The 25,361-nt window shown below is 68.7% G+C and carries 22 protein-coding genes, 2 tRNA genes and 1 riboswitch; of the genes, 6 read left to right on the forward strand and 18 right to left on the reverse strand.

Going from position 1 to position 25,361, the window contains the following annotated elements:
* Positions 1 to 12: 12 nt before the first annotated feature.
* From murJ to AZC_RS20080, 3 genes are all read right to left on the reverse strand, one after another.
* Positions 13 to 1,551: a murein biosynthesis integral membrane protein MurJ gene (gene murJ, locus AZC_RS20070; protein ID WP_012172432.1), complete on the reverse strand. Its 1,539-nt coding sequence runs from the start codon at positions 1,549 to 1,551 to the stop codon at positions 13 to 15.
* A 101-nt stretch (positions 1,552 to 1,652) separates the two neighbouring features.
* On the reverse strand, positions 1,653 to 2,855 hold the full coding sequence (gene coaBC, locus AZC_RS20075) for a bifunctional phosphopantothenoylcysteine decarboxylase/phosphopantothenate--cysteine ligase CoaBC (protein ID WP_012172433.1): 1,203 nt from the start codon (positions 2,853 to 2,855) through the stop codon (positions 1,653 to 1,655).
* 110 nt (positions 2,856 to 2,965) lie between these two features.
* Positions 2,966 to 3,886, reverse strand: coding sequence for a GGDEF domain-containing protein (locus tag AZC_RS20080; RefSeq protein ID WP_012172434.1), 921 nt, complete (start codon positions 3,884 to 3,886; stop codon positions 2,966 to 2,968).
* Between the two features lie 481 nt (positions 3,887 to 4,367).
* Here AZC_RS20080 and AZC_RS20085 point away from each other — a divergent pair, with 481 nt between their 5' ends.
* From AZC_RS20085 to AZC_RS20095, 3 genes are all read left to right on the forward strand, one after another.
* A complete protein-coding gene (locus tag AZC_RS20085) occupies positions 4,368 to 5,942 on the forward strand; it encodes a hypothetical protein (protein WP_052286022.1) in 1,575 nt (524 codons plus the stop codon).
* An 81-nt stretch (positions 5,943 to 6,023) separates the two neighbouring features.
* On the forward strand, positions 6,024 to 6,242 hold the full coding sequence (locus tag AZC_RS20090) for an AbrB/MazE/SpoVT family DNA-binding domain-containing protein (RefSeq protein WP_012172436.1): 219 nt from the start codon (positions 6,024 to 6,026) through the stop codon (positions 6,240 to 6,242).
* On the forward strand, positions 6,229 to 6,567 hold the full coding sequence (locus tag AZC_RS20095) for a type II toxin-antitoxin system PemK/MazF family toxin (RefSeq protein WP_043879637.1): 339 nt from the start codon (positions 6,229 to 6,231) through the stop codon (positions 6,565 to 6,567). Before AZC_RS20090 ends, AZC_RS20095 begins: the two co-directional genes overlap by 14 nt.
* Positions 6,568 to 6,606: 39 nt before the next feature.
* Here AZC_RS20095 and AZC_RS20100 read toward each other — a convergent pair whose 3' ends face one another.
* The 15 genes from AZC_RS20100 to AZC_RS20170 form a co-directional block, all read right to left on the reverse strand.
* Positions 6,607 to 7,527 (reverse strand): hypothetical protein, encoded by a 921-nt coding sequence (locus AZC_RS20100; protein WP_043879638.1) that lies wholly within the window; start codon positions 7,525 to 7,527, stop codon positions 6,607 to 6,609.
* 88 nt (positions 7,528 to 7,615) lie between these two features.
* Positions 7,616 to 9,184, reverse strand: coding sequence for a 2-polyprenylphenol 6-hydroxylase (ubiB, locus tag AZC_RS20105; RefSeq protein WP_012172438.1), 1,569 nt, complete (start codon positions 9,182 to 9,184; stop codon positions 7,616 to 7,618).
* A 34-nt stretch (positions 9,185 to 9,218) separates the two neighbouring features.
* Complete coding sequence (gene ubiE, locus AZC_RS20110; protein WP_012172439.1) at positions 9,219 to 9,989, reverse strand: bifunctional demethylmenaquinone methyltransferase/2-methoxy-6-polyprenyl-1,4-benzoquinol methylase UbiE; 771 nt, start codon at positions 9,987 to 9,989, stop codon at positions 9,219 to 9,221.
* Positions 9,990 to 10,062: 73 nt separating this feature from the next.
* A complete protein-coding gene (locus tag AZC_RS20115) occupies positions 10,063 to 10,833 on the reverse strand; it encodes a CPBP family intramembrane glutamic endopeptidase (protein ID WP_043879639.1) in 771 nt (256 codons plus the stop codon).
* 120 nt (positions 10,834 to 10,953) lie between these two features.
* Positions 10,954 to 11,748 carry a CPBP family intramembrane glutamic endopeptidase gene (locus AZC_RS20120; RefSeq protein ID WP_043879640.1) on the reverse strand — a complete coding sequence of 265 codons (795 nt, stop codon included), beginning with the start codon at positions 11,746 to 11,748 and terminating at the stop codon, positions 10,954 to 10,956.
* Positions 11,749 to 12,076: 328 nt separating this feature from the next.
* Complete coding sequence (locus AZC_RS20125) at positions 12,077 to 12,304, reverse strand: hypothetical protein (protein ID WP_012172442.1); 228 nt, start codon at positions 12,302 to 12,304, stop codon at positions 12,077 to 12,079.
* 286 nt (positions 12,305 to 12,590) lie between these two features.
* Positions 12,591 to 16,094, reverse strand: coding sequence for a hybrid sensor histidine kinase/response regulator (locus tag AZC_RS20130; protein WP_012172443.1), 3,504 nt, complete (start codon positions 16,092 to 16,094; stop codon positions 12,591 to 12,593).
* A 364-nt stretch (positions 16,095 to 16,458) separates the two neighbouring features.
* Positions 16,459 to 18,003, reverse strand: a complete 1,545-nt coding sequence (rpoN, locus tag AZC_RS20135) for an RNA polymerase factor sigma-54 (protein WP_012172445.1) — start codon at positions 18,001 to 18,003, stop codon at positions 16,459 to 16,461.
* Positions 18,004 to 18,066: 63 nt separating this feature from the next.
* A complete protein-coding gene (gene lptB / locus AZC_RS20140) occupies positions 18,067 to 18,912 on the reverse strand; it encodes an LPS export ABC transporter ATP-binding protein (protein WP_012172446.1) in 846 nt (281 codons plus the stop codon).
* A gap of 167 nt (positions 18,913 to 19,079) precedes the next feature.
* A complete protein-coding gene (locus tag AZC_RS20145) occupies positions 19,080 to 19,676 on the reverse strand; it encodes an LptA/OstA family protein (protein ID WP_012172447.1) in 597 nt (198 codons plus the stop codon).
* Positions 19,673 to 20,395: an LPS export ABC transporter periplasmic protein LptC gene (gene lptC, locus AZC_RS20150; RefSeq protein WP_012172448.1), complete on the reverse strand. Its 723-nt coding sequence runs from the start codon at positions 20,393 to 20,395 to the stop codon at positions 19,673 to 19,675. Before lptC ends, AZC_RS20145 begins: the two co-directional genes overlap by 4 nt.
* Positions 20,396 to 20,602: 207 nt before the next feature.
* A complete protein-coding gene (locus AZC_RS20155) occupies positions 20,603 to 21,223 on the reverse strand; it encodes a ribonuclease D (protein WP_012172449.1) in 621 nt (206 codons plus the stop codon).
* 158 nt (positions 21,224 to 21,381) lie between these two features.
* Positions 21,382 to 21,457 (reverse strand) — tRNA-Ala (locus tag AZC_RS20160).
* 215 nt (positions 21,458 to 21,672) lie between these two features.
* A tRNA-Ala gene (locus AZC_RS20165) sits at positions 21,673 to 21,748 on the reverse strand.
* A gap of 141 nt (positions 21,749 to 21,889) precedes the next feature.
* Positions 21,890 to 22,294 carry a TIGR02300 family protein gene (locus AZC_RS20170; RefSeq protein WP_012172450.1) on the reverse strand — a complete coding sequence of 135 codons (405 nt, stop codon included), beginning with the start codon at positions 22,292 to 22,294 and terminating at the stop codon, positions 21,890 to 21,892.
* A 169-nt stretch (positions 22,295 to 22,463) separates the two neighbouring features.
* Here AZC_RS20170 and aroA point away from each other — a divergent pair, with 169 nt between their 5' ends.
* From aroA to AZC_RS20185, 3 genes are all read left to right on the forward strand, one after another.
* A complete protein-coding gene (gene aroA, locus AZC_RS20175) occupies positions 22,464 to 23,837 on the forward strand; it encodes a 3-phosphoshikimate 1-carboxyvinyltransferase (protein WP_081434058.1) in 1,374 nt (457 codons plus the stop codon).
* A 10-nt stretch (positions 23,838 to 23,847) separates the two neighbouring features.
* Positions 23,848 to 24,468 (forward strand): (d)CMP kinase, encoded by a 621-nt coding sequence (gene cmk, locus AZC_RS20180; protein WP_012172452.1) that lies wholly within the window; start codon positions 23,848 to 23,850, stop codon positions 24,466 to 24,468.
* A gap of 165 nt (positions 24,469 to 24,633) precedes the next feature.
* A riboswitch (cobalamin riboswitch) is annotated at positions 24,634 to 24,873 on the forward strand.
* Between the two features lie 92 nt (positions 24,874 to 24,965).
* Positions 24,966 to 25,355: a DUF1636 family protein gene (locus tag AZC_RS20185; protein ID WP_043879641.1), complete on the forward strand. Its 390-nt coding sequence runs from the start codon at positions 24,966 to 24,968 to the stop codon at positions 25,353 to 25,355.
* The last annotated feature ends 6 nt before the right edge of the window (positions 25,356 to 25,361 follow it).

Below are 25,361 nucleotides of genomic sequence, written 5' to 3' on the forward strand. Positions count from 1 at the left end.
GGAACGCCGGTCTCAGGTGCGGCGGCGGCCGGCCAGGCCCAGCACGAAGCCCTTGCCCAGAAATGCCGCAACGGCAAGGAGATAGGCGAGGCCGCCGGCCAGAACGACGGCGAGAAAGATCACTTCGTCGCGAGAGCCGGCCAAGCCTTCGGTGAGGCGGCCCATGCCCCACACACCCACCTCAAGCACCACGGCGAGCACGACGCCGCACAGCAAAAGCCGGACGAGATGGCCGAACAGGCGCTCGTCGCCGATGGGAAAGCCCCGCCGGCGGGCGAACCAGATCAGCAGCCCCACATTGATCCAGCCGCCGATGGCGGTGGCGAGGGCGAGGCCCACCTGCGCCAGCGGCCCCATGAGGGCGAACTTCAGCGCCACATTGAGGCCCACCGCCGTCAGCGAGGCGCGCATGGGGGTGGCCGTATCGCCGCGCGCATTGAAGGGCGAGACGAAGGCCCGCACCACCAGGAAGGCGATGAGGCCGACGCCATAGGCCTGCAGGGTCGCGGCCGCCTCTATCGCATCCCCGCGGGTAAAGGCGCCGCGCGCGAACAGGGCGCGCATGGTCAGATCGGGAATGAGAAGCGCCGCCACCACGAAGGGCAGGCCCAGCAGCACGGCGAGTTCCACGCAGCGGGCCTGCGCCCGCGCTGCCCCCTCCTCGTCACCGGCAGCAAGGCGGCGGGCCATCTCCGGCAGCAGCACGGTACCGATGGCGATGGCCACGACGCCGATGGGCAACTGGTTGATGCGGTCAGCGTAATAGAGCGCCGACAGCGCGCCCGCCGGCAGGAAGGTGGCGATGATCGTGTCCGCGAACAAGGCGATCTGCACGCCGGCCGAGCCGATGATGGCCGGGCCAAGGGCCTTGAGGAACTGCCGCGTGCCGGGATCGAGCCGGGGCGTTCCGAATCTCAGGCCGATGCCGCTGCGCTCCGCATCCCAGCCCACCAGCAGCATCTGGAGCACGCCGGAGACGAGCACGCCCCAGGCCGCCGCGTGTCCCACCGTCGGGAACAGCGCGCCGCCCAGCAGCGTGCCGATCATGCAGACATTGAGGAGAATGGGGGAGGCCGCCGCCATGGCGAAGCGCCCGGAGGCATTCAGGGCGCCGGAGATCAGCGTCGCCACCGAGATCAGCGCCAGATAGGGAAAGGTGATGCGCGTCAGCGTCACCGCCAGATCGAAGCGCTGCGGGTCCTCCGCGAGGCCCGGCGCCAGCAGGCCGACGAACTGCGGCGTGAAGCCCAGCACCAGCACCAGCAGCACGCCATGGACCATCGCCATGGCGGTCAGCACCTCATCGGCAAAGCCCCGGGCGGCGGGAATGCCGTCCTGTTCCTTCAGCTTGGCATACGTGGGCACGAAGGCGGCGTTGAAGGCGCCCTCGGCGAAGATGGCCCGGAAGTGATTCGGCAGCCGGAAGGCGACGAGAAAGGCATCCGCCACCGGCCCCGCGCCCAGCACCGCCGCCATCACCACGTCGCGGATGAAGCCCGCGAGGCGCGAGAGCAGCGTGAAGCCTCCGACCGAGAGGATGTTGCGGAACATGCGGGGGTCCTTGAAGGCGGCAGGCGCTGCGGCCGGCGGGCATCATCCCACCGGGAGGTTTCGGTGACCCTAAAGACACGTGAGGCGCAAATGCGGCACCGTCAGGCCAGCGCCCCGGCGATGCGGGCGACGAGGCGGCGGGCCACCTCCGCCTTGCTGGCGGAGGGCCAGTCCTCCACGCCCTCGCCGGTGACGAGATGCACCGTATTGGCATCCCCGCCCATGATGCCGGTGGCGGGCGAGACGTCATTGGCGACGATCCAGTCGCAGCCCTTGCGCAGGCGCTTGTCGCGGGCGTTCGGCACCACATTCTCCGTCTCGGCGGCAAAGCCCACCACGAGACGGGGCCGCAGGGTGGAATGGTGCGAGATGGTGGCAAGGATGTCCGGATTCTCGGTGAGCTGGAGATCGGGCGTGCCTTGCGGCCCCTTCTTGATCTTCTGGTCCGCCTCGCCGGCCACACGCCAGTCGGCCACCGCCGCGGCGAAGACGGCGGCATCCACCGGCAGATGCTCCTCCACCGCCGCCAGCATCTCCCGCGCCCGCTCCACATGGATGACGGTGACGCCGCGGGGATCGGGCACCTGCACCGGGCCGGAGACCAGCACCACCTCCGCCCCGGCCGCCGCCGCCGCCGCCGCGATGGCGTGGCCCTGCTTGCCGGAAGACCGGTTGGCGATATAGCGCACCGGATCGATGGGCTCGACCGTCGGCCCGGAGGTGACCAGGAGCCGCCGTCCCTTGAGCAGTTGCGGGTGGGTTTCGAAGCGCGCCTCGATGGCGGCGAGGATTTCCAGCGGCTCGGCCATCCGGCCCTCGCCGAACTCGCCCCGCTCGGCCATGGCGCCGGCATTGGGGCCGACGATGGCGGCGCCGTCTTCCTTCAGCAGCGCCAGATTGCGCCGGGTGGCCGGATGGCTCCACATGCGCGGGTTCATGGCCGGGGCGAACAGCACCGGCTTGTCGGTGGCGAGCAGCGCGGTGGAAGCGAGATCATCCGCAAGGCCGTTGGCCGCCTTGGCCATGAGATCGGCGGTGGCGGGGGCAACCACCACGAGATCGGCCTCCCGCGAGAGGCGGATATGGCCGATGTCGTGCTCGGCCGTGAGGTCGAACAGGTCCGTGAACACCCGCTCGCCGGTCAGTGCGCCGACCGAAAGGGGCGTCACGAAATGCTGGGCGGCCGAGGTCATGATGGCGCGCACGCTGGCGCCGCGCTCCTTCAGGCGGCGGATCAGATCGAGGCACTTATAGGCGGCGATCCCGCCGCCGATGATCAGAAGGATGCGGCGATCGTGCAGCATGGCGGTCTCCCTCGCGGCGCCGGCCCGATGCGCACATCGGGCACAGGCAGTCCTCTACCGGAATTCGCGTTCAGGCGCACCCGGCGGCAAAGGGCTGGATCGCGCCGGGTTCAGAGGCGGGCGACGGCCACGCGGTTTCGCCCTTCCCCTTTGGCGCGGTAGAGCAAGGCATCCGCCGTCGCCAACAGGCCGTGGGAGGTCTGCGCCATGGGGCGTTCGCAGCACACGGCGCCGATGCTGGCCGTCACGTGACCACCGTCGGCCTTGGCATGGGGAATGCCCAGCCCCGCGATACCGGACCGCAGCCGCTCCGCCACGCTCGCCGCACCGGCAAGGTCGAGCCCGGGCAGGACGCAGGCGAACTCCTCGCCACCGAAGCGGGCGGCAAGGTCGCTCTCGCCCCGCATCAGCGACGCGATGACCGCCGCCACCTGCCGCAGGCAGTCGTCGCCGCTCAGGTGGCCGTAATGGTCGTTGAAGGCCTTGAAGTGATCGATGTCGATCAGGATCACGGACAGCGGCTTGCCCGAACGCGCATGCTGGGCCACGAGGCTCGCGAGCGCTTCGTCGAAGCGCCGGCGGTTGCTGATGCCGGTGAGCCCGTCCGTGATGCTGAGCTGGTAGATGCGCTCGTTCAGCGCCCGGCGCTCGGCCTCGTTGCGCCGGCGCTCGGTGATGTCGCGCACGATGGAACAGTTGAACAGCCGCCCGTCCACGGAAACCAGATTGGCCGTGACCTCGACGGGAACATCGACGCCGTCCTTGGTCGTGTTCACCGTCTCCAGCGTGACGGAGCCGAGCCGTTCCAGTTCCGCCCAGTGCTCCCGCCAGCGGGCCTCGTCGAACAGGGGGTCCACGTCGCAGACCCGGCGCCCCTGGAACTCCTCCTCCGTATAGCCGAGGAGCCGCTGCGCCGCCTTGTTGACGCACACATAGCGGCCCTCGCGGTCGGCCCAGACGATCATGTCGGCGATGGCGTCTATAGAATAGAGCGCCAGTTTTGCGATCAGATCGGGCGGGGACGCGATCATGGCTCACTCATGAAGCAACAGGGACGCGCCCGGCAACGTTGATGAGCGCCTGAAAACCAGTATTTTCGCCGGACCTGCTTGCGGGCTGCCCGGAATACCGTGACAGCCGATGCGCCGAACTTCCGACATCTGAGGAGGAGGTAGCGAAAAGCCATAAGCCCCGCAATCGGGACAAGTACCAAGATGGCTTGAAACCGAGCGCCGCCCGCGTCGCAGGCCCGCGCGGCATTGTGGCGCGCCAACGCATGCGCACATCGGCGGATCGTCCCATCCTGGTGCGATCTGCGACGGCCCCTTCCCGCTCTGCCCTTTCAACCGGCCTCCATACTGGCGACGCGGGTGCCACGGCGAACTCAGGGTGCGAAGACCGCCGGACGAAATTTCAGGTAGAAGGATGCAGCATCGGAAGCTTCAGCGGTCGCGCGATTCGCGGGGCGCGCGAGGCCGCCCCTGCCGCCGAGATCCATCCGGAGCCCTGATCGTGCGCCGCCGCATCGCGATTGCCGCCTTCGTCCTCATCGCCGCCGCCCTCGTGGTGCGGCTTGCCTTCGTGACCCGCGACCTGCCGGCCACCCTCACCGCCGGACAGTTCGAGACGCTGCGCGCCGAGCTTCCCCGCATGCGCGCCTTCCTCGCCCGCATGCCCAAGGGCGGCGACCTCCACACCCACCTGTCGGGCGCCGTCTATGCGGAGCGCTTCATCGGCGTTGCGGTGCGCGACGGCCTGTGCCTGCGCCGCGCCGACTGGACGCTGCTGCCCCGCCCCGCCGGTGCGCCTGCCGATCACCCGTGCGGCACCGACCCCGCCCTCGTGCCGCTCGCCGAAGCGGTGGCGGGCGGCCGGGGCCAGACCACCTACGACCTGCTGGTGAATGCCCTTTCCACCCGCTGGTTCGTGCCCACGCTCGCCGTCCCTTCCGGCCACGACCAGTTCTTCGGCACTTTCGGCAAGTTCAATGCCGCCACCGGCGGCCCGGAATGGGACAGCACCGCCCGCGCCACCGCAGAGATGGTGGTGGACCAGTTGCGCCAGTATGAGGCCGAGCAGGTCCAGTATGCGGAATTCATGGTCACGCTCTTCGAGGGTGAGGACCGCCGCCGGCTGGCGCAGGCGCTGCTGGCGAGCCCGGCGGCCGCCGGCGGCATCGACGGCCAGAGCGATCCCGTCCCTCTGCTGGAGGCGGTGAAGGGCGCCGGCCTTGCCGATCTCGTTTCGGCGCGCGCGGCCCAGCTCAAGGATCTCGTGGCCCGCATCGAAGCCCTGCGCGGCTGCGCGGGCGACCGGGGCAAGCCGGGCTGCACCGTCGCCTACCGCTTCATCGCGCAGGTGAACCGCAACGCGCCGCCGGCCGAGGTCTTCGTCCAGACCGCCCATGCCGCGGCCCTTGTCCGGGCGGCACCCGGCATCGTGGCGGGCCTCAATTATGTGGGGCCGGAGGACTACCGCATTTCCCTTCGCGACTACCGCATGCACATGCGCTGGATCGGCGCCCTCGCCGGGCATGACGTGCCGGTGGCGCTCCATGCGGGCGAACTGTGGCTCGGCCTGGTGCCGCCGCCGGACCTCACCTTCCACATCCGCGAGGCGGTGGAGGTGGCCGGCGCCCGCCGCATCGGCCACGGCACCGCCATCGCCTTCGAGCGCGACATGGACGGCCTCCTCGCCCAGATGCGCCGCAAGGATGTGGCGGTGGAGATCGCCCTCACCTCTTCCGACGTGATCCTCGGCGTGCGAGGCCCCGAGCATCCCATCCGCACCTATCTCTCCGCCGGCGTGCCGGTGGTGCTCTCAACCGACGATGCCGGCGTCTCGCGCATCGACCTCACGAACGAATATTTCCGCGCCGCCCGCGATCAGGGGCTCGGCTATGGGCAGCTGAAGGCCATGGCCCGGGCCGCCATAACCCATGCCTTCCTGCCGCTGGACGAGCGCCAGTGGCAGCTCGGCCGCCTCGACAGCGCGTTCCTCGCCTTCGAACGCAAGGTGGCGAGCGACCTGCCGCTCCCGACCAAGGCCCGGCTGGTGGCGCGGGCGATGCTGCCGGCGGGGTGGTGAGGGACGGCGACGGCCTTCCACCGGATGTGCCAATTGCGCAATGTAAGGACTTTCCTTACATTGCGTGAGCGAGGAGCAGCCATGATCACCTCCCGGCTCACCACCAAGGCGCAGACCACCATTCCGCAGCCCGTACGCAACGCCTTGCAGCTCAAGGAAGGCGATGAGATCGCCTATGCCATCGAAGGCGACCATGTGGTGATCCGCAAGGCGAAACCCACCCTGCCCACCGATGATCCCTTCGCCACTTTCTCCGAGTGGGACGGAGAGGCGGATCGCAAGGCCTATGGCGGCCTTTGATCAGGGGGACATCGTCCGCGTCCCATTCCCCTACACGGACGGCAATACGCGCCAGCATCGGCCGGCGCTCGTGGTTAGCCGGGGCCCGGTGGCGGGTGGTCACCTGTTGTGGGTGCTCATGATCACCAGCGCGGAGAACAGGCCTTGGCCCGGCGATGTTCCATTAGGCGATGCCTATGGGGCCTGCGGTCTGCCCGCACCATCCGTCGTCCGGACGGCCAAGATCGCAACCATCGAAGCGGCGAAGGCAGACCGGATCGGGCACCTGCCGCCAGAGCTTCTGGCACAGACGCGACTGCGTATAGCGGAAACATTGTCCCCATAACGCTTTTGCGCTTTCCCAGAGACCCGGAAATGCTCCGGCTCACCATGCCGCGTAAGGCGCCTCCAGCGGCGCGAAGCGCGCATCACTGAAGTCATGGAGGCGCAGGAATGCGTCTTCGCCCTTATCCGCATAATCGCGGAAGCGGCTCTTGCGCAACCGGTGGAGGCAGCCGGCGCGGGCGAACACGAGATCGCCGCCGTCCCAGTCCGCCCAGTCAGTCTCGGGCAGATCGACCAGCACCGTGCCGTCGCGATCCACCACGCGGTAATCGAGGCCGTAGAAGGGCTTCCCGGCGCGGCCAACGACCCGCAGCAGCATCTGGAGACGCCGCCCGCCGGGGCCATCCTTCTCCCGCACCTGCGGCTTGCTGAACTTATAAATTTCCGGGGCCTTCAGGCCGCGCGCCTCGCCCTCTCCCCGCTCCACCAGACGCCAGCCGGCCCGCTCCAGCAGCAGGGTGTTGAGAGGCTCGTCCTCCCCGCGCCCGGACCACTGACCGCACGGCTTCACCTGCATTCCGGGCTTGAGCCGAAAGCCTTCGGCCAGCGGGAAACGGGGGGCGTCCCCGTCGGGGAGATAGTTGAGGAGCACTGTCTCCTCATCGTCGAGCATGCCGCCCCCGCCCCAGGCGTCCCCCTTGGGCCAGAGGGCGAGCGCGGTGAAGAAGGGCGGCTTTGAAAGGGCCGTCCAGGTGTAAAAGGGCGCCCGATGGGTCGCTGCGAAATAGAGCAGCAGTTTGCCGGACGGCGAGAGGTCGCAGCGCCGCTCATAGATGCGGCCCTTGAACCATTGCCCATGCTCGAACGTGTCGTCGCGCAGATCCCAGCGGATGAGCTGCACCTGCCGGCTCGGCCCGCGGCGGAAGACGACGCCGGTTCGCGCATCCCGCGCGAGGATGGCATAGAGCCGCGTGGCGGGGCGCTTGCCTTTCGCGGCGGGCGGGACGGCTGGACTGGTCAAGACAGTTTCCCTTCGAAGCTTGGCCGGTTGACGTCTCCGACAACGGCCGAGCTCCCTTTTGGGATCCATCAGACCAGCAGCCGAGCCCTCATTTCAGCGCCAGCAGCAGCAGCGCGATGGCGATCACCCAGAGGGCCGCATTGCCCCAGAAGGCGCGGCGGGCTTCGGCGGCGCCGATGCCCTCCAGCGTCTCGGGGGAGAGGTGGAGGCCGTTGCGGGTTGCTTCGTCGAGCTGGCTCACCACGCGGCCGGCGCGGGTGAGCAGGACCGGCGCGTCGAGGACGAAGCGGCCCACCTCGCCGATGCCGGAGCCCGCCTGCTGGAGGCGACCGACAGGGCCGAGGTTCTGGGCGATCCAGTCCTCCACCACCGGGGCGGCGGTGGTCCACATGTTGAGCTGCGGATCAAGGCCGCGCGCCACGCCCTCCACCACCACCATGGTCTTCTGCAGCAGCAGCAGTTCGGGCCGGGTCTTCATGTCGAAGAGGCCGGTCACTTCCAGCAGCAGCGAGAGCAGCCGGGCCATGGAAATCTGGTCGGCGCTGCGGGAATGGATCGGCTCGCCGATGGCGCGGATGGCGAGGGCAAAGTCCTCCACCGAATGGTGGGAGGGCACATAGCCCGCCTCGAAATGCACTTCCGCCGTGCGCCGCCAGTTGCGGGTGATGAAGCCGTAGAGGATTTCGGCGAGGAAGCGCCGCTCCTTGAGGCCGAGGCGGCCCATGATGCCGCAGTCCACCACCACGAGACGGCCTTCCGCATCCACGAACAGATTGCCGGGGTGCATGTCGGCATGGAAGAAGCCGTCGCGCATGGCCTGCCGCAGGAAGGACTGCATGACGATGCGGGCGAGGTTCTGGAGATCGTGCCCCGCCGCCTCAAGCCCGGCACGGTCGGAGAGCTTGATGCCGTCGATCCACTCGGTGGTCAGCACCTCGCGGGCGGAACGGTCCCAGTCCACTGCCGGCACGTGGACGTCCGGATCGTCCTTCACATTCTCGGCCAGCTCCGCATAGGCCGCGGCCTCGAGGCGCAGGTCCATCTCCATGGTGACGGATCGGCCGAGCGTATCCACCACCGTGGTGAGCCGCAGGCGCCGGGCCTCGGCGGAGATCTTCTCGGCGAAAGCGGCGATGCGACGGAAGGTGGCGACGTCGGCGGAGAAGCGCCGCTCGATGCCGGGGCGCAGGATCTTCACCGCCACGGTGCGGCGGGTGCCGTCGCGCTCCACCACCACCGCCTTGTGCACCTCGGCGATGGAGGCGGCGGCCACGGGCGGGCCGAATTCCGCATAGACCTCGGAGAGCGGCCGCTCGAAGGCGTCCACCACCGTCTGCTCCGCCACCGTCTGCCCGAAGGCGGGCATGCGGTCCTGCAGAACCTCCAGGTCGCGGGCGACGGACGCGCCCACCACGTCCGGCCGGGTGGCGAGGAACTGGCCGAGCTTCACATAGGAGGGGCCGAGGCGGCTCAGCGCGGCGGAGAGGCGCGCCGCCCGCGTGCCGGCATCGGGGCGGGCGATGAGGCGCGCAAGGCGCAGGCCGGGCCGTGCGAGCGGCGGCACCATGGCCGGGCTCACGAGGCTCAGCACGCCCTCGCGGGCAAGCACATAGCCGGCGCGCGCGAGGCGCGCGGCGTCGATGAGAACGAGAATCACGCCGGTCCCTTTCCGCGATGGCCGCGCACGGCCATCAGATGCGGTAACCCGAATGGAGGCAGACAATACCGCCGGTGAGCGGGGTCGCGGTCACCCGCGCGAAGCCCGCCGTGCGCATCATCTGCGCGAAGACGTCCGGCGCGGGGAAGCGGCGGATGGATTCCACCAGATACTGATAGGGCTCGCCATCGCCCGCGACCCGCTTGCCCAGTTCCGGGATCACCCGGAAGGAATAGAATTCGTAGATCTTGTCGAGCAGCGGCACGTCGACCTTGGAGAATTCCAGCACCAGCGCCTGCCCGCCCGGCTTCAGAACCCGCCGCATCTCGGAGAGGGCAAGCGGAATGCGCGGCACGTTGCGGATGCCAAACGCGATGGTCACGGCATCGAAGCTCGCATCCTCGAAGGGCAGTTCTTCCGCATTGGCCTCGCGGAAATCCACCTTGTCGGAGAGGCCGCGCTTCTCGGCGCGCTCGCGCCCCACCGCCAGCATCTCGGTGTTGATGTCCGCCACCACGGCCCGCGTACCGGTGCCGCCCGCCGTCACGGCGCGAAAGGACACATCCCCGGTGCCGCCAGCCAGATCCAGCAGGCGGAAGGGCCGGTCGCCCTGCGGCGGGCGGAGCTTCGAGATGAGGACATTCTTCCACGCCCGGTGCAGGCCGCCGGACATGAGGTCGTTCATGATGTCGTAGCGCTTGGCGACCTTGTGGAAGACGTCGTCCACCAGGGTCTGCTTCTCGCCCAAGGGCACGGTGCGGTAGCCGAAATGGGTTTCGGCCGCGTCGGTATCGGAGCGTTGCATGGTGCGTCCCGGCGGATCAGTTTCGGCGCGACCTTATCGGATCGCGTCGCGGGACGCCAAGCGGCGCAGTGCCCTATTGCAGCAGCACCAGCCCGCAGCCCCCGAGATTATAGACGACATGACACAGAAGGGAGGCGCCGATGCCGCCGCCGATCTGTCGGGCCAGCGCCAGCGCGACGACGGCAGGGAGCACGAGAAGGAAGCCACGAGGATCGCCAAGGCCGTGGGCAAGCAGGGCGGCGAGCCCGGTCGCCACCATCACCGCAGGCGGGCGCCACCAGCGGCTGAGTTCTTCCCAGATCCAGCCCCGGAAGAACAGCTCCTCCGCCAGCGGCACGATGACGATGAGGCTCAGGAGCAAGAGGAGTTCCGCCCCGCGCCAGTGCCAGCCGCCATCGAGCGCGGCGCCGAGCGCGAAATCCCCCAGAAGGCCGAACGCGCCCGAGGCCACCGGCTCGGTCATCACCGCGACGGCGAATGCGAGGCCGGCCAGGGCGACGACCGCCAGCGGCCGCCGGATGCGCAGCGGCCCCAGACCGCGCATCACGCGCCCCTCGCCGGTGACGCGGGCGAGCAGGACGCCGAGGAGGCCGAGCACAATGCCGTGAACGGGCAGCACGAGGACGCTGATCCACATGAGCAGGGCCTCTCGCGCGAACGGATCGACGGGCAGCGGCCCCTCCCCGCGGGCCGCCCGCACCATGCCGACCCCAACGGAGATGCCGCCGAAGGTGACAACGAGGGCCGCAACCGCAGCGAGGGCGAGAACCAGCAGCGCCCGGAAGGGACCGCGCCGCAGAAGCGGCGGGCGCGCCGCCGGCGCGGCGGTGGTGTGGAGGGTCATGTCCGCTCTCCGGCAGGCAATGGCGGTGACAGGCCGCGCAGGGCAAAAGGACGACACCGGTCCGGAAACGCCGATGCCGCAGGATGATGAACGGCTCTAAAAAATCAGACGCTTACTCGGTCAAAACCGCACGACGATCAGGCTCGACAGCACCCAAATCACGGCGGCCCAAACGTACACAAGGTGGCAGAGGACGGCAGACCTCAGGCCGCCGAGCGCTCGGGCGACGGTGAAGGCGATCGTCGACGGCAACAGAACGAGCATGTCCTCCGGGTTCGCGGAGGCCGCCGCGACGAGAAAGATGAAGCCGGTCACGCCCATCACCACCGGCTGTGACCAGAAGCCGCGCAGGGCGTTCCAGACCCATCCCCGAAAGAACAGCTCCTCGCCGAGGGGCCAGATCACCAGGATGCCCAGCAGGAACAGGCCCTCGCCCCAGCGCAGGACCACATCCGGGCCCGCATGGCGATGCAGGTCGCGCAGCCAAGACTCCCACTGAGGCGCTGCCGTGCCCCAGACCGCAATCGGGAGCGCCACCGCGAGGCCGGCGAGACCAACCGCGGCAAGGCGCCGGACCCAGGGCCGGCGAACCAGCACGGCGGTGTCAGGCCCAACGCCCTGAGCCGACGCGACACGGGCGAGCCACCAGCCGAAGGCCAGCAGCCCGAGACCGACGGCCGGAATGACGAGGACGTCCATCCATCGTTCATAAGCCGCGATCTCGACCGGAGCGGTTGGCTCGATGCTGAGCCCTTGGGCACCGCGCACCATGGCGGCGCCGAGCTCGACCACCAGAGCCGGGAGGAGATACGCCGCCACGAGGGAAACGAGTTCCACCCCGATGACCCAAGCCGGGCCGCGCCGCAGGAGGGGCAATCGGGATCGCGCGATCTGGAAATTTGCCTCGACGCTCATCGGCTCTGTCCACTGAATGGGAGCCCCGGGACAAGCGTCAGATGATGAGCGATGGCAAGGCTGCATCGCTCGGCTGTCGGCGCCGCGCCCCCGCCACGACACCGCTCAGGATTGCAAATATATCAGATTACACCCCACCGCTGTCAAGGCACAGGCTGCGCACCGCGCGCCAGACGTGTGAGGCGTAGAGACCGCTAGACCTCTCGTGAGGAGTGAGGCGCATACCTGCGCGGGGCTCGGCCCAGGCGCGTGGAGGCTCTGCGAGGCCATCCGGCCGCAGGGGCGGCGGCCGGCTTCGGGAGGGGCGCCGTCGCCCGTCCCGGTCGGGTCAGGCGTCGGTCCGGCCCTTGGGCTTCTTCGCCGGCGGACGGCGCACGCCCTCCAGTTCGTCGAGCGGCAGCATTTCCATGGCGAGGTAGCCGTCCGCATCCCGAGAGCGCTTGCGCTCGCCGCGGGCCAGGCTGGCCATGCTGAACAGAAAGGATTGCTTGCGGGCTTTACGCGCCTCGATTTCCTTCCGCATCGGGAAGACGGGCACATGAATGGTAAAAGTCATGGCATCCCCGCAAGGTTAATGGAATGTGAACGCCAGTTCATTGCCGACATTCTTCTTCGCCTGAACCTGCGAGAGAGGCTCTCACCCCCTCAGTTCCGGCGCAGGACAAGAAAGACAGCCGATGAGGGCGCGATTGGGGCGGGGATGGGGAAGAAGCGGGATCATCCCGCGTCCATCGTGCGATGTGGAGTTTGGGCCACAGGTGGAGCCGGAAAGGCGGGACGCCGCGCGCCGGGCGGCGGGCATATCAACGGGTCTTCTTCGGCCGGCGCCGCCGCATTCGGCCCTATTCCGCGGCGCTGCGCGCAAGGCGGGACTGGGCGAGGAGGGCGCGCAGGGCCGCCGGCTTCAGCGGCTTGTTGAGCACCGCCATGTCGGCCGCACGTGCGGCCTCGCGCACCTTGCGCGTGCGGTCGGCGGTGATGAGGGCGGCGGGCAGCTTGCCCAGCTTCCAGCGCAGCGCCATCACCGCCTCGATGCCGTGACCAGCATCCAGATGGTAGTCCACCAGCACGAAGTCCGGTTGCACCTTCGCCGCATGCAGCGCCTCCAGCGCCCCGGCCATGTCCGCCGCCTTGATCACATGGCAGCCCCAGCCGGAGAGCAGCGTCTCCATGCCGTCGAGGATGGCCGGCTCGTTGTCGATGGCCAGCACGGTGAGGCCGTCGAGGGGGGCGGCGATGCGCGGCTGCGGCGCCGGTTCGGAATGCTCTTCGGGCAGCGGCACCGCCACCGGCAGGTCCACGGTGAAGGCCGAGCCCCGCCCCGCCGCCGAGCGCAGCGCCACCGGATGGTCCAGCACGCGCCCGATGCGCTCCACGATGGACAGGCCGAGGCCGAGGCCGCGCGCCGCCTTCGCCCCCTGGTCGAGGCGCTGGAACTCCTGGAACACCAGCTTGTGCTTGGAGCGGGGAATGCCGAGGCCGGTATCGATGATCTCGACCCGCACCTTGCCCCGGCGGCGGCGGCAGCCCACCAGCACCCGGCCGCGCGGGGTATATTTCACCGCGTTCGAGATGAGGTTCTGCAACAGGCGGCGGAGCAAGCGCCGGTCCGAGCGCACGGTCAGCGAGCAAGGCACGAAGGTGAGCTTGAGCTGTTTTTCCTGCGCCAGCGGGGCGAATTCCAGCTCCAGTTGCTTCAGCACGTCGTCCAGCCGGAAGGGCGCGAACTCCGGCTTCAGGACGCCGCTGTCGAGGCGCGAGATGTCCAGCAGCGCGACGAGGATCTCTTCCACCGCCTCCAGCGAGGCGTCGATGTTGGCGGCAAGGCGCGCGCCCTCCCCGCCCTTCGTGCGCTCCACGAGGCTCGTCACATAAAGGCGGGCGGCGTTCAGCGGCTGGAGGATGTCGTGGCTGGCGGCGGCGAGGAAGCGCGTCTTGGAGAGGTTCGCCTCTTCCGCCTCGCCCTTGGCCTTCTCCAGCGCCTGATTGAGCCGCTCCAGCTGTTCCGTGCGCTCGCGCACGCGGCGCTCCAGCGTCTCGTTGGCGCGCTCCAGCGCCATCTCGGCTTCCACGGAGGCGGTGATATCGGTGAAGGTGACGACGATGCCGCCATCCGGCATGGGGTCGGAGCGCACCTCGATCACCGCCCCGCGCTGGGTGAGGCGCTCCAGCACCGCGCCGGTGGCCGCCACATAGCGCCCGAGTCGGGCGACGGGCTCGGCCGCCTCGCTCTCCGGCAGGGCATGGGCGAGGATGTCGGCGAGCGGAACGCCGATGGCGTAGCATTCCGGCGGCAGGTCCAGCATGGCGCCGAAGCTGCGGTTCCAGCACACGAGGCGCGCCTCGCGGTCGAACACGGCGATGCCCTGACCCACGTGGTCGATGGCGCTCTGGAGCAGCTCGCGATTGTACTGGATGGCCGCGGAGGCATCGTCCAGCAGTTGCAGCGCCGCCTTGGTGGAAACCGCCCTTTTTCGCAGCAGCAGCGAGAGCACGAGGCGCGACGACGCCGCACCGATGGCGGACGCCAGGAGATGCTCGGCAAAGCGCACCAGATGCGCGTCGGCCTCGCGCAGCGGATCGAGCTTGATGCCCTGCTCCACGGCGAAGGTGGCGAAGGCCGAGCGCGTGCGCTCCTCGCCGAGATAGCGCGCCACCGTCACGATGAGCTCTTCCGTGCTCACCGCCGAGCGCCAGCGCCGGAAGGCGGGCCGCACCAGCGCCTGCGCGTCGGAGATGAACAGCCCCGCCTGCACGCGCTCGATGTCGCTGGGCCGGGTGAAGAAGGAGACCGCCAGCAGGGCCAGCGTGTTGAGGGCAAGGCTCCAGGCGACGCCATGGGCGAGCGGCGTCGCCTCCAGACCCAGCAGCGCGGTCGGCCGCAGCCAGCCGAGCCCCAGCGGCCCCGCCTCCACGATGTCGCGGGCGACAAGGCCCGCATCCACGAGGCTCGGCAGCAGCAGCGTATAGGCCCAAGCGGCAACGCCCACCAGAATGCCCGCCACCGCGCCCTTGGCGGTCGCCCGCTGCCACATGAGGCCGGCGGCGAAGGCCGGCCCCACCTGAGCCACCGCAGCAAAGGAGAGCAGGCCGATCTGGGCCAGCTGCACGTCGCCCGTGGTGCGGTAATAGAGATAGGCCAGCAGCATGATGCAGAAGATGGCCGCCCGCCGCACCAGCAGCAGCGTCTCCGACATGTCCCTGGCGCTGGCGGTGCCCTCGGTCGTGCGGCTCACCCGGCGGCGCAGCAGCAGCGGCACCACGAGATCGTTGGAAATCATGATGGCGAGCGCCACCGATTCCACGATGACCATGGCGGTCGCCGCCGAAAGGCCGCCGATGAAGGCGAGCAGCGCAAAGCCCTCGTGCCCGGAGGCCAGCGGCACGGCGAGCACGTAGACGTCGCTGTCCACGGTCGCCAGCGGGAACATGGTCATACCGGCCAGCGCCAGCGGCACCACGAAGAGATTGATGAGAACGAGATAGAGCGGGAACAGCCAGCGGGCCCGGCGGATCTCCGCCTCGCTCTTGTTCTCCACCACCGCCACGTGGAACTGGCGCGGCAGCAGCATGAAGGCGCCGGCGGAGAGCACCGTCATGGTCACCCAGTTTTCCAGCGACATGCCGTGCTGGAAGGGTGTGGTCGCCCCGCTCTCGAGGCTCGCGTACCACAGCTCCCACGGGCCATCGAAGATGAAGAAAGTGACGAGCACGCCGACGGTGAGGAAGGCGATGAGCTTGACGAGGGATTCCGTCGCCACCGCCAGCATCAGACCGTCCTGATGCTCGGTCGCATCCGTGTGGCGGGTGCCGAAAAGGATGGCGAAGACCGCCATGGCGAAGGCGACGAACAGCGCCATGTCGCCGCCCACCGGCAGGCGCATGGGCCCGCCCGCCAGATGCCCCAGCACCGCCAGCAGCGAGGCCGACACGGCCTTCAGCTGGAGCGCGATATAGGGGATCGACCCCATGACGGCGACAAGGGCCACCAGCGCGGCGATGCCCTGATGCTTGCCGTAGCGGGCGGCGATGAAGTCGGCGATGGAGGTGATGTTGTGGGCTTTGGCCAGGCGCACCACCCGCATCAGCACCGGCGTGCCCAGCGTGATGACGATCACCGGCCCCACATAGATGGTCAGGAAGTCATAGCCCTGCGCGGTGGCAAGGCCGACCGAGCCGTAAAAGGTCCAGGAGGTGCAATAGACCGCCAGCGACAGCGCATAGATGAAGGGCCGCGCGGCCGTGAGCGCCTTGCCCGGCCCCCAGCGGTCGCCCAGGCTCGCCACGGCGAAGAGGCAGCCGATATAGGCGAAGGCGAGGATGATGACGACCCAGGCCTGAAGCATGTCCTCCCGTCCGGACGCTGGCCGGCTTTCTTGTTTGACGTAAGGGTCGCTCGACCGGCCGGGGCATGTCCAGCGCTACCGTCGTCGCCCCAGACTGACCTTAGTCGAGAGCTGCGGGATGCGGGGACGAAACACCAGAGAATTGTACACCCCGGGACAGTGAGCACCCGCGGTGCGCCTCCATGTGCTCGAAATGCGCACGCATACCGTTCACGCTGGCCCGATGCACCCGGACCCGTCCGTGACATTCGGGACAACGCTTGAGAAGGCTGGACGGTAAGCCCAAGGCCTCCTCGACCCCGACGGCCTCCCAACTACCATCCACGGACCGGATTTCACATTCGTGATCGGTCATCTTCGCCTCTCAGCCGGCGGCGGCGGCGTCGCTGCGCAGGGCCTGCTTTTCGCGGCGGCGCTGGACCGAGGACGGGATGTTCATGCTCTCGCGATATTTCGCGACCGTTCGGCGGGCGATATCGATGCCGTCGTCCTTCAGCTTCTGCACCAGCGTGTCGTCGGACAGCACGTCGTCCGCACTCTCGGCCTCGATGAGGCTCTTGATGCGGTGGCGCACCGCCTCCGCCGCATGGGCCTCGCCACCACCCGAGGAAGCGATGGAGGAGGAGAAGAAGAACTTCATCTCCAGCACCCCGCGCGGGGTGGAGATGTACTTGTTCGAGGTCACCCGCGAGACGGTGGATTCGTGCATGCCGATGGCATCCGCCACCGTGCGCAGGTTCAGGGGGCGCAGGTGCCGCACGCCGTGCACGAGGAAGGCGTCCTGCTGGCGCACGATCTCGCTCGCCACCTTGAGGATGGTGCGAGCCCGCTGGTCGAGCGAGCGGGTAAGCCAGGAGGCGCTCTGGAGGCAGTCGGCGAGGAAGGTCTTTTCCTCGGCCGAGCGCGCCGCCTTGGCCACCGTCGCGTGATAGGTCTGGTTCACCAGCACGCGCGGCAGCGTCTCGGAATTCAGTTCCACGATCCAGCTGCCGTCGGAGCCCTCGCGCACGAACACGTCCGGCACCAGCGGGTGGACGACGCCGCCGCCATAGGCGAGGCCGGGCTTCGGATCGAGGCGGCGGATCTCGCCGATCATGTCCGCGAGGTCTTCCGCGTCCACCCCGCAGATGCGCTTCAGCGCGTTGCGGTCGTGGCGGGCGAGGAGTTCCAGATTGTCGAGCAGCGCCTGCATGGCGGGATCGCAGCGATCCTTGTCGCGCAATTGCAGGGCCAGGCATTCGCTGAGCGACCGTGCGCCGACGCCGGACGGCTCGAAGCTCTGGATGACGCGCAGCACGTCGGCCACCTGATCGTGGGTGGCGCCCAGTTGCTCGGCCACCGCATCGAGGTCGCCGGAGAAATAACCCGTCTCGTCGATGAGGCCGATGAGGTTGAGGCCGATGAGGCGGCGCGCCGGATCGGGCTCCGCCACGGAGAGCTGGGCTTCCAGATGGTCGGCCAGCGTCGTCTCGGCAGCGAGGAAGGCTTCCGGATTGTAGTCCTCGCCCCGGTCGCCGCCCGAGCCCCATTCGATGGACGAGCCGCTGCCGCTGCCCGCGCCGATGCGCTCGGCCGGCGCATCATCGGGAAAGACATTGCCGAGGTCGGTGTCCAGCCGGGTCTCGATGGCCTCGCGGCTCGAGCCCATGTCGCTTTCCATCCAGTCGCCGGACACCGGCGCGCCACTGTCAGGCGGGGTGGGTGCCTCTTCCTGCGGGTTCGGCGGATCGTGCTCGGGGCTTTCCGGCTCGCTCGCCCGCTCCAGCAGCGGATTGCGTTCGAGCTCGGCCTCCACATAGGCGACCAGTTCGAGATTGGAGAGCTGCAGCAGCTTGATGGCCTGCATCAGCTGCGGCGTCATCACCAGAGACTGGCTCTGGCGGAACTCCATCTTTGGGCTCATCGCCATGACGTCAGCCCTCCCCGCTCGCGCGCCGCGCCCTCGCCGAGGCGGGAAGGCGCAGCGCCGTGCTCACAGCCGGAACTCTTCGCCGAGATAGAGCCGCCGCACATCGGGGCTCGCGACGATGGACTCCGGGTCGCCCTCCATGAGGACGGTGCCCGAATGGATGATGTAGGCGCGGTCGATCAGGCCCAGCGTCTCGCGCACATTATGGTCGGTGATGAGCACGCCGATGCCGCGGGTGGTCAGATGGCGCACCAGCGCCTGGATGTCGCCCACGGCGATGGGGTCGATGCCCGCGAAGGGCTCGTCCAGCAGCATGAAGGCCGGGCGGCTCGCCAGCGCGCGCGCGATCTCCACGCGCCGGCGCTCGCCGCCCGAGAGGGCGATGGAGGGCGACTTGCGCACGTGGGTGATCTTGAATTCCTCGAGCAGCGCGTCGAGTTCCTCGGCGCGGCGCTTCCTGTTCGGCTCGGTGATCTCCAGCACCGCGCCGATATTGTCCTCCACCGACAAGCCGCGGAAGATCGAGGCTTCCTGCGGCAGATAGCCGATGCCGAGCCGCGCCCGCCGGTACATGGGCATGGGCGTCACGTCATGGCCGTCGAGCTCGATGCGGCCCTGATCGGCCTTCACGAGGCCCGTGATCATGTAGAAGACGGTGGTCTTGCCGGCGCCGTTCGGGCCAAGGAGGCCGACGGCCTCGCCGCGGCGCACGTCCAGGCTCACATCGCGCACTACCTTGCGACCGCCATAGGACTTGGCGAGGCCGAAGGCGGCCAGCGAGCCCTCCGCAGTGGCGGGCTGGTGGTCGTCGCCCTCCCAGTCGCCCTCGTCCGCATAGCGGCCGGCGGTGGCGGCGGGACTGGATGTTTCGCGTGTGGCGTTTCTACCGAACATGGACAGGACGTTCATCCCGGGCTCCGGATTGCAGCCCCTGTCCTCGGTTGTAATGCCTCCCACGGCGCCGCGCAATGCAACATGCAAAAAATGGGCCGACATGCGGCCCATTCACGCAAAGTCAGTTGGGATGAGGCTCGGCAGACTGTCGATGACAAACGGACGACAGCCTCCGGCCGGCCTCAGCGGCTCGGCTGCGCCGGCTGCCCGGGGGCGCCCGGCTGCTTCATGCTGCCAGGAGTCAGAAGCATATCCACGCGCCCGCCCTCGAATTTCGAGACGCCGGTCGTGAGGTCTACCACCAGCTTCTGGCCGCGGACCACGTTCGGGCCCTGGGTGAGCACCACCGGCTTTCCGGTGAGCGTGACGGTGTTGGTCTTCATCTCGAACACGCCCGTATCGCCGGTCGCCGTCTGGTCCTTTGTCTGAACCACGACACCGCCGAGGGCTTCGAGCTTGCGGATCTTGCTGGAATCCGACGGAGCGCCGCCCTGGACGCCGGCCGCCACGTCGCCGTCGTAATAGACGACAAGCTGCGGGCAGTGGAGCGTGGTGTCGCCCTGCACCACCACCACCTTGCCGGAGAAGGTGGCCTGCTTCTCCTTGTCCTTCACTTCCAGCGTGTCGGAATTGATGCGGATGGGCTCGTCGCGGTTGCGGGCGAAGCCCTGAAGCGCGTTCGGTGGGCCGCTGTTGGCGGCCGGCTGCTGCGCAAGCGCAGGCACGGCGAGGGAAAGGACGCAGGCGGCCGCCGCAAGGCGGAGGGACAGGAAGGTCATTGCTTCACAATCGGCTTTGGCGCGGGCGGGACGGGCTCGCTCTTCGGCAGGCTGGACAGGCGGAAATCGAGCTGGACGTGGCCATCGAAGAAGGCGCGGCCACCGCGATCGGTGATCTGCAGCTTATCCGCAACGAGCCGTCCGTCCATATAGGTCAGCACGACCGGATGGTCGGTGGTGACGGTTCCCGCCTTCACGTCCACGCCCGCATCCTGCATCTGGCCGGCATAGCCGCTGTTGGTGGCGAGGTCCACACCGTCCGAGAGCGTGATGAACTGGGTCTTGGTATCGAGGGAGCCGGTGCGCGACTTCACCGTGGCCCAGCCCTTGTTGGCCAGCTCCATCTTGGCGAAGACATCGGTGAGGCCGATGAGGTCCGGCTTGGTCACATCCTGCACCGCCGAACCGGCGGTGATGGTGTAGGCGCGGTTGTCGTCGGTGAAGCCGGAGAGCTTCGGCGCCTCCATGGTAAGGCGGGTGCCCGAGAGGCTGAGGCGGCCGAGATCGAACGGCAGCTCCATCGTCATGGTGAGATTGCGCAGCAGCGGAATGCTGACCATCAGCACCAGCGCCACCACAATGAGCACCGGCAGGACGCGCTTCACCAGCCGCACGCGCGCGCTATGGCGCGTCGCCTTGCGGAAGTCCGGCGCAGCCCGCACCGCGAAGCTCGCGACATCCGGGCGTTCGAAATCGTCTGGCGGCACGTGTCTGTTCATGGCTCACTCTGGGACACCGGCATCCGCCGTCGCCCTGTGGGTCTGACCACCCCTCTGCCGCGCACGCCCCCGCGACCGTGGAGTCTTTCTCAAGTGCGATGCATGCCACACTTTGTGCTTCGCATCCACTGCGGGCATATGGCCCGCGGCAGGCCCGGCGCAAGGCTGCGGCCTCCGGATGCGCCTGCACCCGGCCACCGTTTGCGCTCACGAATGAGCGAAGATGTCCTCGTCCGGCCAGCCGGCGAGATCAAGCGCGGCGCGCGCCGGCAGGAACTTGAAGCATTCGGCGGCGAGCGCGGTGCGGCCGTCGCGGGCCAGCATGGCCTCCAGCTTTTCCTTGCACGCGTGCAAGTGCAGCACGTCCGACGCGGCATAGGCGAGCTGGGCGTCGGTGAGCTCGCTGGCCGCCCAGTCGGAGCTCTGCTGCTGCTTCGACAGATCGACGCCGAGCAGCTCGCGCACCAGATCCTTGAGGCCGTGCCGGTCGGTGTAGGTGCGGGTCAGGCGCGAGGCGATCTTGGTGCAGAACACCGGAGCGGTGGTGACGCCGAAGGTGTGCAGCAGCACCGCGATGTCGAATCGCCCGAAGTGAAACAGCTTCACCACATTGGGATCGGCCAGCATGCGCACCAGATTGGGCGCGCTCTCCGCCGTGGCGCCGGCCGGGATCTGCACCACATCGGCCGTACCGTCGCCGTTCGAGAGCTGAACCACGCAGAGGCGGTCGCGGTGAGGCTTCAGGCCGAGCGTCTCGGTATCGATGGCAACCACCGGGGCGGGCTGGAAGCTGTCGGGCAGGTCGCCCCGGTGCAGGCGGATGGTCATGGACGGCGGTTCCGGAAATGGAAGGTTGCGCGGCTTGTAATGGAGCGCGGCTCCGGCTGGCAACATGGCGCCGGATGCGCGGGCACCGCGACGGGCAAAATTGCTACCCGAATGGATGCATCTGTCGAACGGTCGGAATTTCAGGAAGGTTGGAGATTTGGTGGAGCCAGGCGGAATCGAACCGCCGACCTCTTGAATGCCATTCAAGCGCTCTCCCAACTGAGCTATGACCCCACAGCGCCACGGGATGCGATCATTCAGGGCCCGAAGACCGATCAGACCGCCGGGAAGTCCCGGGACGGGAACCGCAAGAACTTTTGGTTCTTACGGGCGGATCTTTGAGAAGATCCGCAGAAACAACAGCCGCGCGTTTCGCTCGCGCCGGGTTCCTATAAGGCCGATCCGATGTTTACCGGAAGACCTTTTGTGGGAAACCCACAGGTTTGATTTGGTGGAGCCAGGCGGAATCGAACCGCCGACCTCTTGAATGCCATTCAAGCGCTCTCCCAACTGAGCTATGGCCCCACTGTGCCGCAGGCTGCAAACCAAGGATCAAAAGATCATCGATCTCAAGAACTTGGCTTACCGGGATGGCCCGCGGCGGGTGCCCGGGACAAGAACCCGTCCCGAGCGAGAGCGGCCTTTAAGCACAGGCCGCAGACGACATCAAGCCTCTTCGTCGTCCTCGAGGCCCTCTCCGATGAGATCGGAGACGTCATCCCCATCATCTTCATCTTCTTCGAGGAAGGTATCGTCGTCGCCATCGGCGTCGATGTCTTCGTCCACATCCACGTCGTCAGCGGCCGGAATGGCCTTGGCGCCCGTGGTCTCCTCGTCGGCTTCCTCGAGGCTGATGACCTCGACGTCCGCCACATCATCGGTGTCGGTATCGTCGGCGGCCACGGCAGCGCGCGATTCGGCGCGGCTGCCGGCGCGCGGCTGCGGCTCGAAGTAAGAGCGGGGATACGTCTCGCCGGTGAAGGGAGAGACGATGGGATCCTTGTTCAGGTCATAGAACTTGCGGCCGGTCACGGGATCGACGCGCTTGGTTCCGAGTTCAGGCTTCGCCACGGCAAAGATCCTCGGCGCTCATATACAGGGAGGGTGCTCCATTGGCGAAAGGGCCGTGCCCTGTCAAGGCGAAATCCGATTCGGCCGCGTGGCAGCCCCCGCCGGCCTGTGTTAGACGGGCCGCCGGATGAACGAACAGCCGCGCCAGCGGCGCCCGCATGAGGCCCCCATGTCCCAGGTCGAGAGCTCCCCGTCCCTTTCCGCGCACGGCCACGGGTCCGACCCGAAGCCCGCGACGGGCCTGCCCTCTCCCGGCCTCTCCGGCAAGGTGCGCGTGCCCGGTGACAAGTCGGTGTCCCACCGCGCCCTCATCTTCGGCGCCCTCGCCCGTGGCGAGACGCGGGTCACCGGCCTGCTCGAAGGCGAGGACGTGCTGAACACCGCCAAGGCCTGCGCCGCGCTGGGCGCCACGGTGGAGCGCACGGGGCCCGGCCAGTGGCGGGTGGAAGGCGTGGGCGTCGGAAACTTCAAGGCGCCGGCTGCGCCGCTCGATTTCGGCAATTCCGGCACCGGCGTGCGCCTCATGATGGGCGCGGTGGCCGGCAATCCCATCCAAGCGACGTTCGACGGCGACGCCAGCCTGCGCAAGCGCCCGATGAAGCGCGTGCTGGATCCGCTGGCCGCCATGGGCGTGAAGCTGGTGGAGGAAGCCGAGGGCGGCCGCCTGCCCATGCGCCTTGAAGGCGTCACCGACCTCAAGGCCTTCACCTATGAAACGCCGGTCCCCTCCGCGCAGGTGAAGTCCGCCGTGCTGCTGGCTGGCCTTGCAGCCTCCGGCGAGACGGTAGTGGTCGAGCGCGAGGCCACCCGCGACCACACCGAGCGCATGCTCGCCCATTTCGGCGCCGACGTTTCGGTCGAACCGCACGGCGCGCACGGCCGTCGCATCACGCTGAAGGGCCGCCCGGAGCTGAAGGCCGCGCCCGTGGACGTGCCCTCCGACCCCTCCTCCGCCGCCTTCCCGCTGGTGGCGGCGGTGATCGTGCCCGGCTCCGACATCGTCATCACCGACGTGATGATGAACCCGCTGCGCACCGGCCTCATCACCACGCTCAAGGAAATGGGCGCCAGCATCGAGACGCTGGCCGAGCGCACCGAGGGCGGCGAGACGGTGGCGGACCTGCGGGTGCGCTATTCGAAGCTGAAGGGCGTGGCGGTGCCGCCGGAGCGTGCGCCGGCCATGATCGACGAATATCCCATCCTCGCCGTCGCCGCTGCCTTTGCCGAGGGCGAGACGCGGATGCAGGGCCTTGCGGAACTGCGCGTGAAGGAAAGCGACCGCCTCGCGGCCGTGGCGGACGGGCTTGCCGCCTGCGGCGTCACCCACCGCATCGAGGGCGACGACCTCATCGTCACCGGCGCGGCGGACGTGGAGGGCGGTGGCCCGGTGGCCACCCACATGGACCATCGCATCGCCATGTCCTTCCTGGTGCTGGGCCTCGCTTCCCGCGCCGGGGTGAAGGTGGATGACGTGAGCTTCATCGCCACCTCCTTCCCCACCTTCATGCCCATGATAGCCGGCCTCGGCGCCATCATCGCGTGATGGGGCGGCCATGATCATCGCCATCGATGGCCCCGCAGCCTCCGGCAAGGGCACGCTGGGCAAGCGCATCGCCGGGCATCTGGGCCTCGCCCATCTCGACACCGGCCTGCTCTATCGCGCCGTCGGCGCCGCCTGCCTCGCTGCGGGCAAGCTCGACGACGAGGCCGCCTCCGTGGAAGCAGCCCGCACGCTCGATGTGACGACGCTCGATCCCGAAAGCCTGCGCACCGGCGCCATTGGGGAGGCGGCCTCCGTGGTCGCCGCCCGGCCCGGCGTGCGCGCGGCCCTCGTCGACCTCCAGCGGCGCTTCGCCGCCCGGCCGGAAGGCGCGGTGCTGGACGGGCGCGACATCGGCTCCGTCATCTGCCCCGATGCCACGGTGAAGCTCTTCGTCACCGCCTCGCCCGAGGTTCGCGCAGAGCGGCGCTTCAAGGAACTCGCCGCCCGCGATCCCCTCGCCTCCTATGAAGCGGTGCTCGCCGACATTCACAAGCGTGACGAACGCGACAGCAACCGCGCCGCCGCCCCGCTGGTGATGGCAAGCGATGCGGTGCTGCTCGACACCTCACACCTCGGCATCGAGGAGAGCTTCGCGGCGGCCCTCGCCATCGTGGAGCGGGCGCGGGGGTGAGGGGCAGGGAGGCTGAAGGCACCTCCTTGATCGCCCTATAGCAACATCTCCCTCTTCGGGCCGTCGTGGCCGGGCTTGTCCCGGCCAAGACAACCCGCTGGGTTTGAAACAACGTGAGAGCCTCGGCACCGGCCTCCCCCATTTGACTTCCCCGCCCCCCGGCCCTTTAGTGGCCCCATCGATGGTCCCGGTCGGGCGGCGTTCTGCTCTGCCGGGTGAAAAGGGAATGCGAAGCGGGCCGGCGCCTTCAGGCGCCAAGGTCCGTCAACCGCAGCTGCCCCCGCAACTGTAGGCGGTGAGTCGGTGCCACGAGCCACTGGACGCCAGGAGACATCCGGCGCCGGGAAGGCGGCACAGGACCGTGACCCGCAAGCCAGGAGACCTGCCATTGATGAGGAACGCGCCGGGCGGGGTGCCCTGGCCATGCGCCCTTTAAAAGGCCCTCGCGGGCCAGCTGCACCCATGGACCCCGTGCCTTGCAGCAGCACGATACTGTCATGCCCGAACGGGCCGCCGGCTCCGGACCGCCGGCCGTGACCCTCTACGTCTGTTCCACCTGCCGCCTGCCCGATGCGCCGGCCGATGCCGCGCCCGCCGGGGCCGACCTGCTGGCGCAGGTGCGCGCCGCAGGCGAGACCGACATCGTGGTGCGCGAGGTGAAGTGCCTCGCCAACTGCAAACGCGCGCTGAGCGCCGCCCTCACCCATCGCGACGGCTGGTCCTATGTCTTCGGCGACCTCTCCGCCGAAGCGGCGGATGATCTTCTCGCCGGGGCCCGCCTCTTCCTCACCTCCACCGACGGCCTGCTGCCGTGGCGGGGCCGGCCCGACGCGCTGAAGCGCGGCATGGTGGCCCGCATCCCGCCGCTGGCGCCGCCCGCCGCCTGACCTCAT

It is taken from the genome of Azorhizobium caulinodans ORS 571 (assembly GCF_000010525.1).
GTDB classification, from domain to species: Bacteria; Pseudomonadota; Alphaproteobacteria; order Rhizobiales; family Xanthobacteraceae; genus Azorhizobium; species Azorhizobium caulinodans.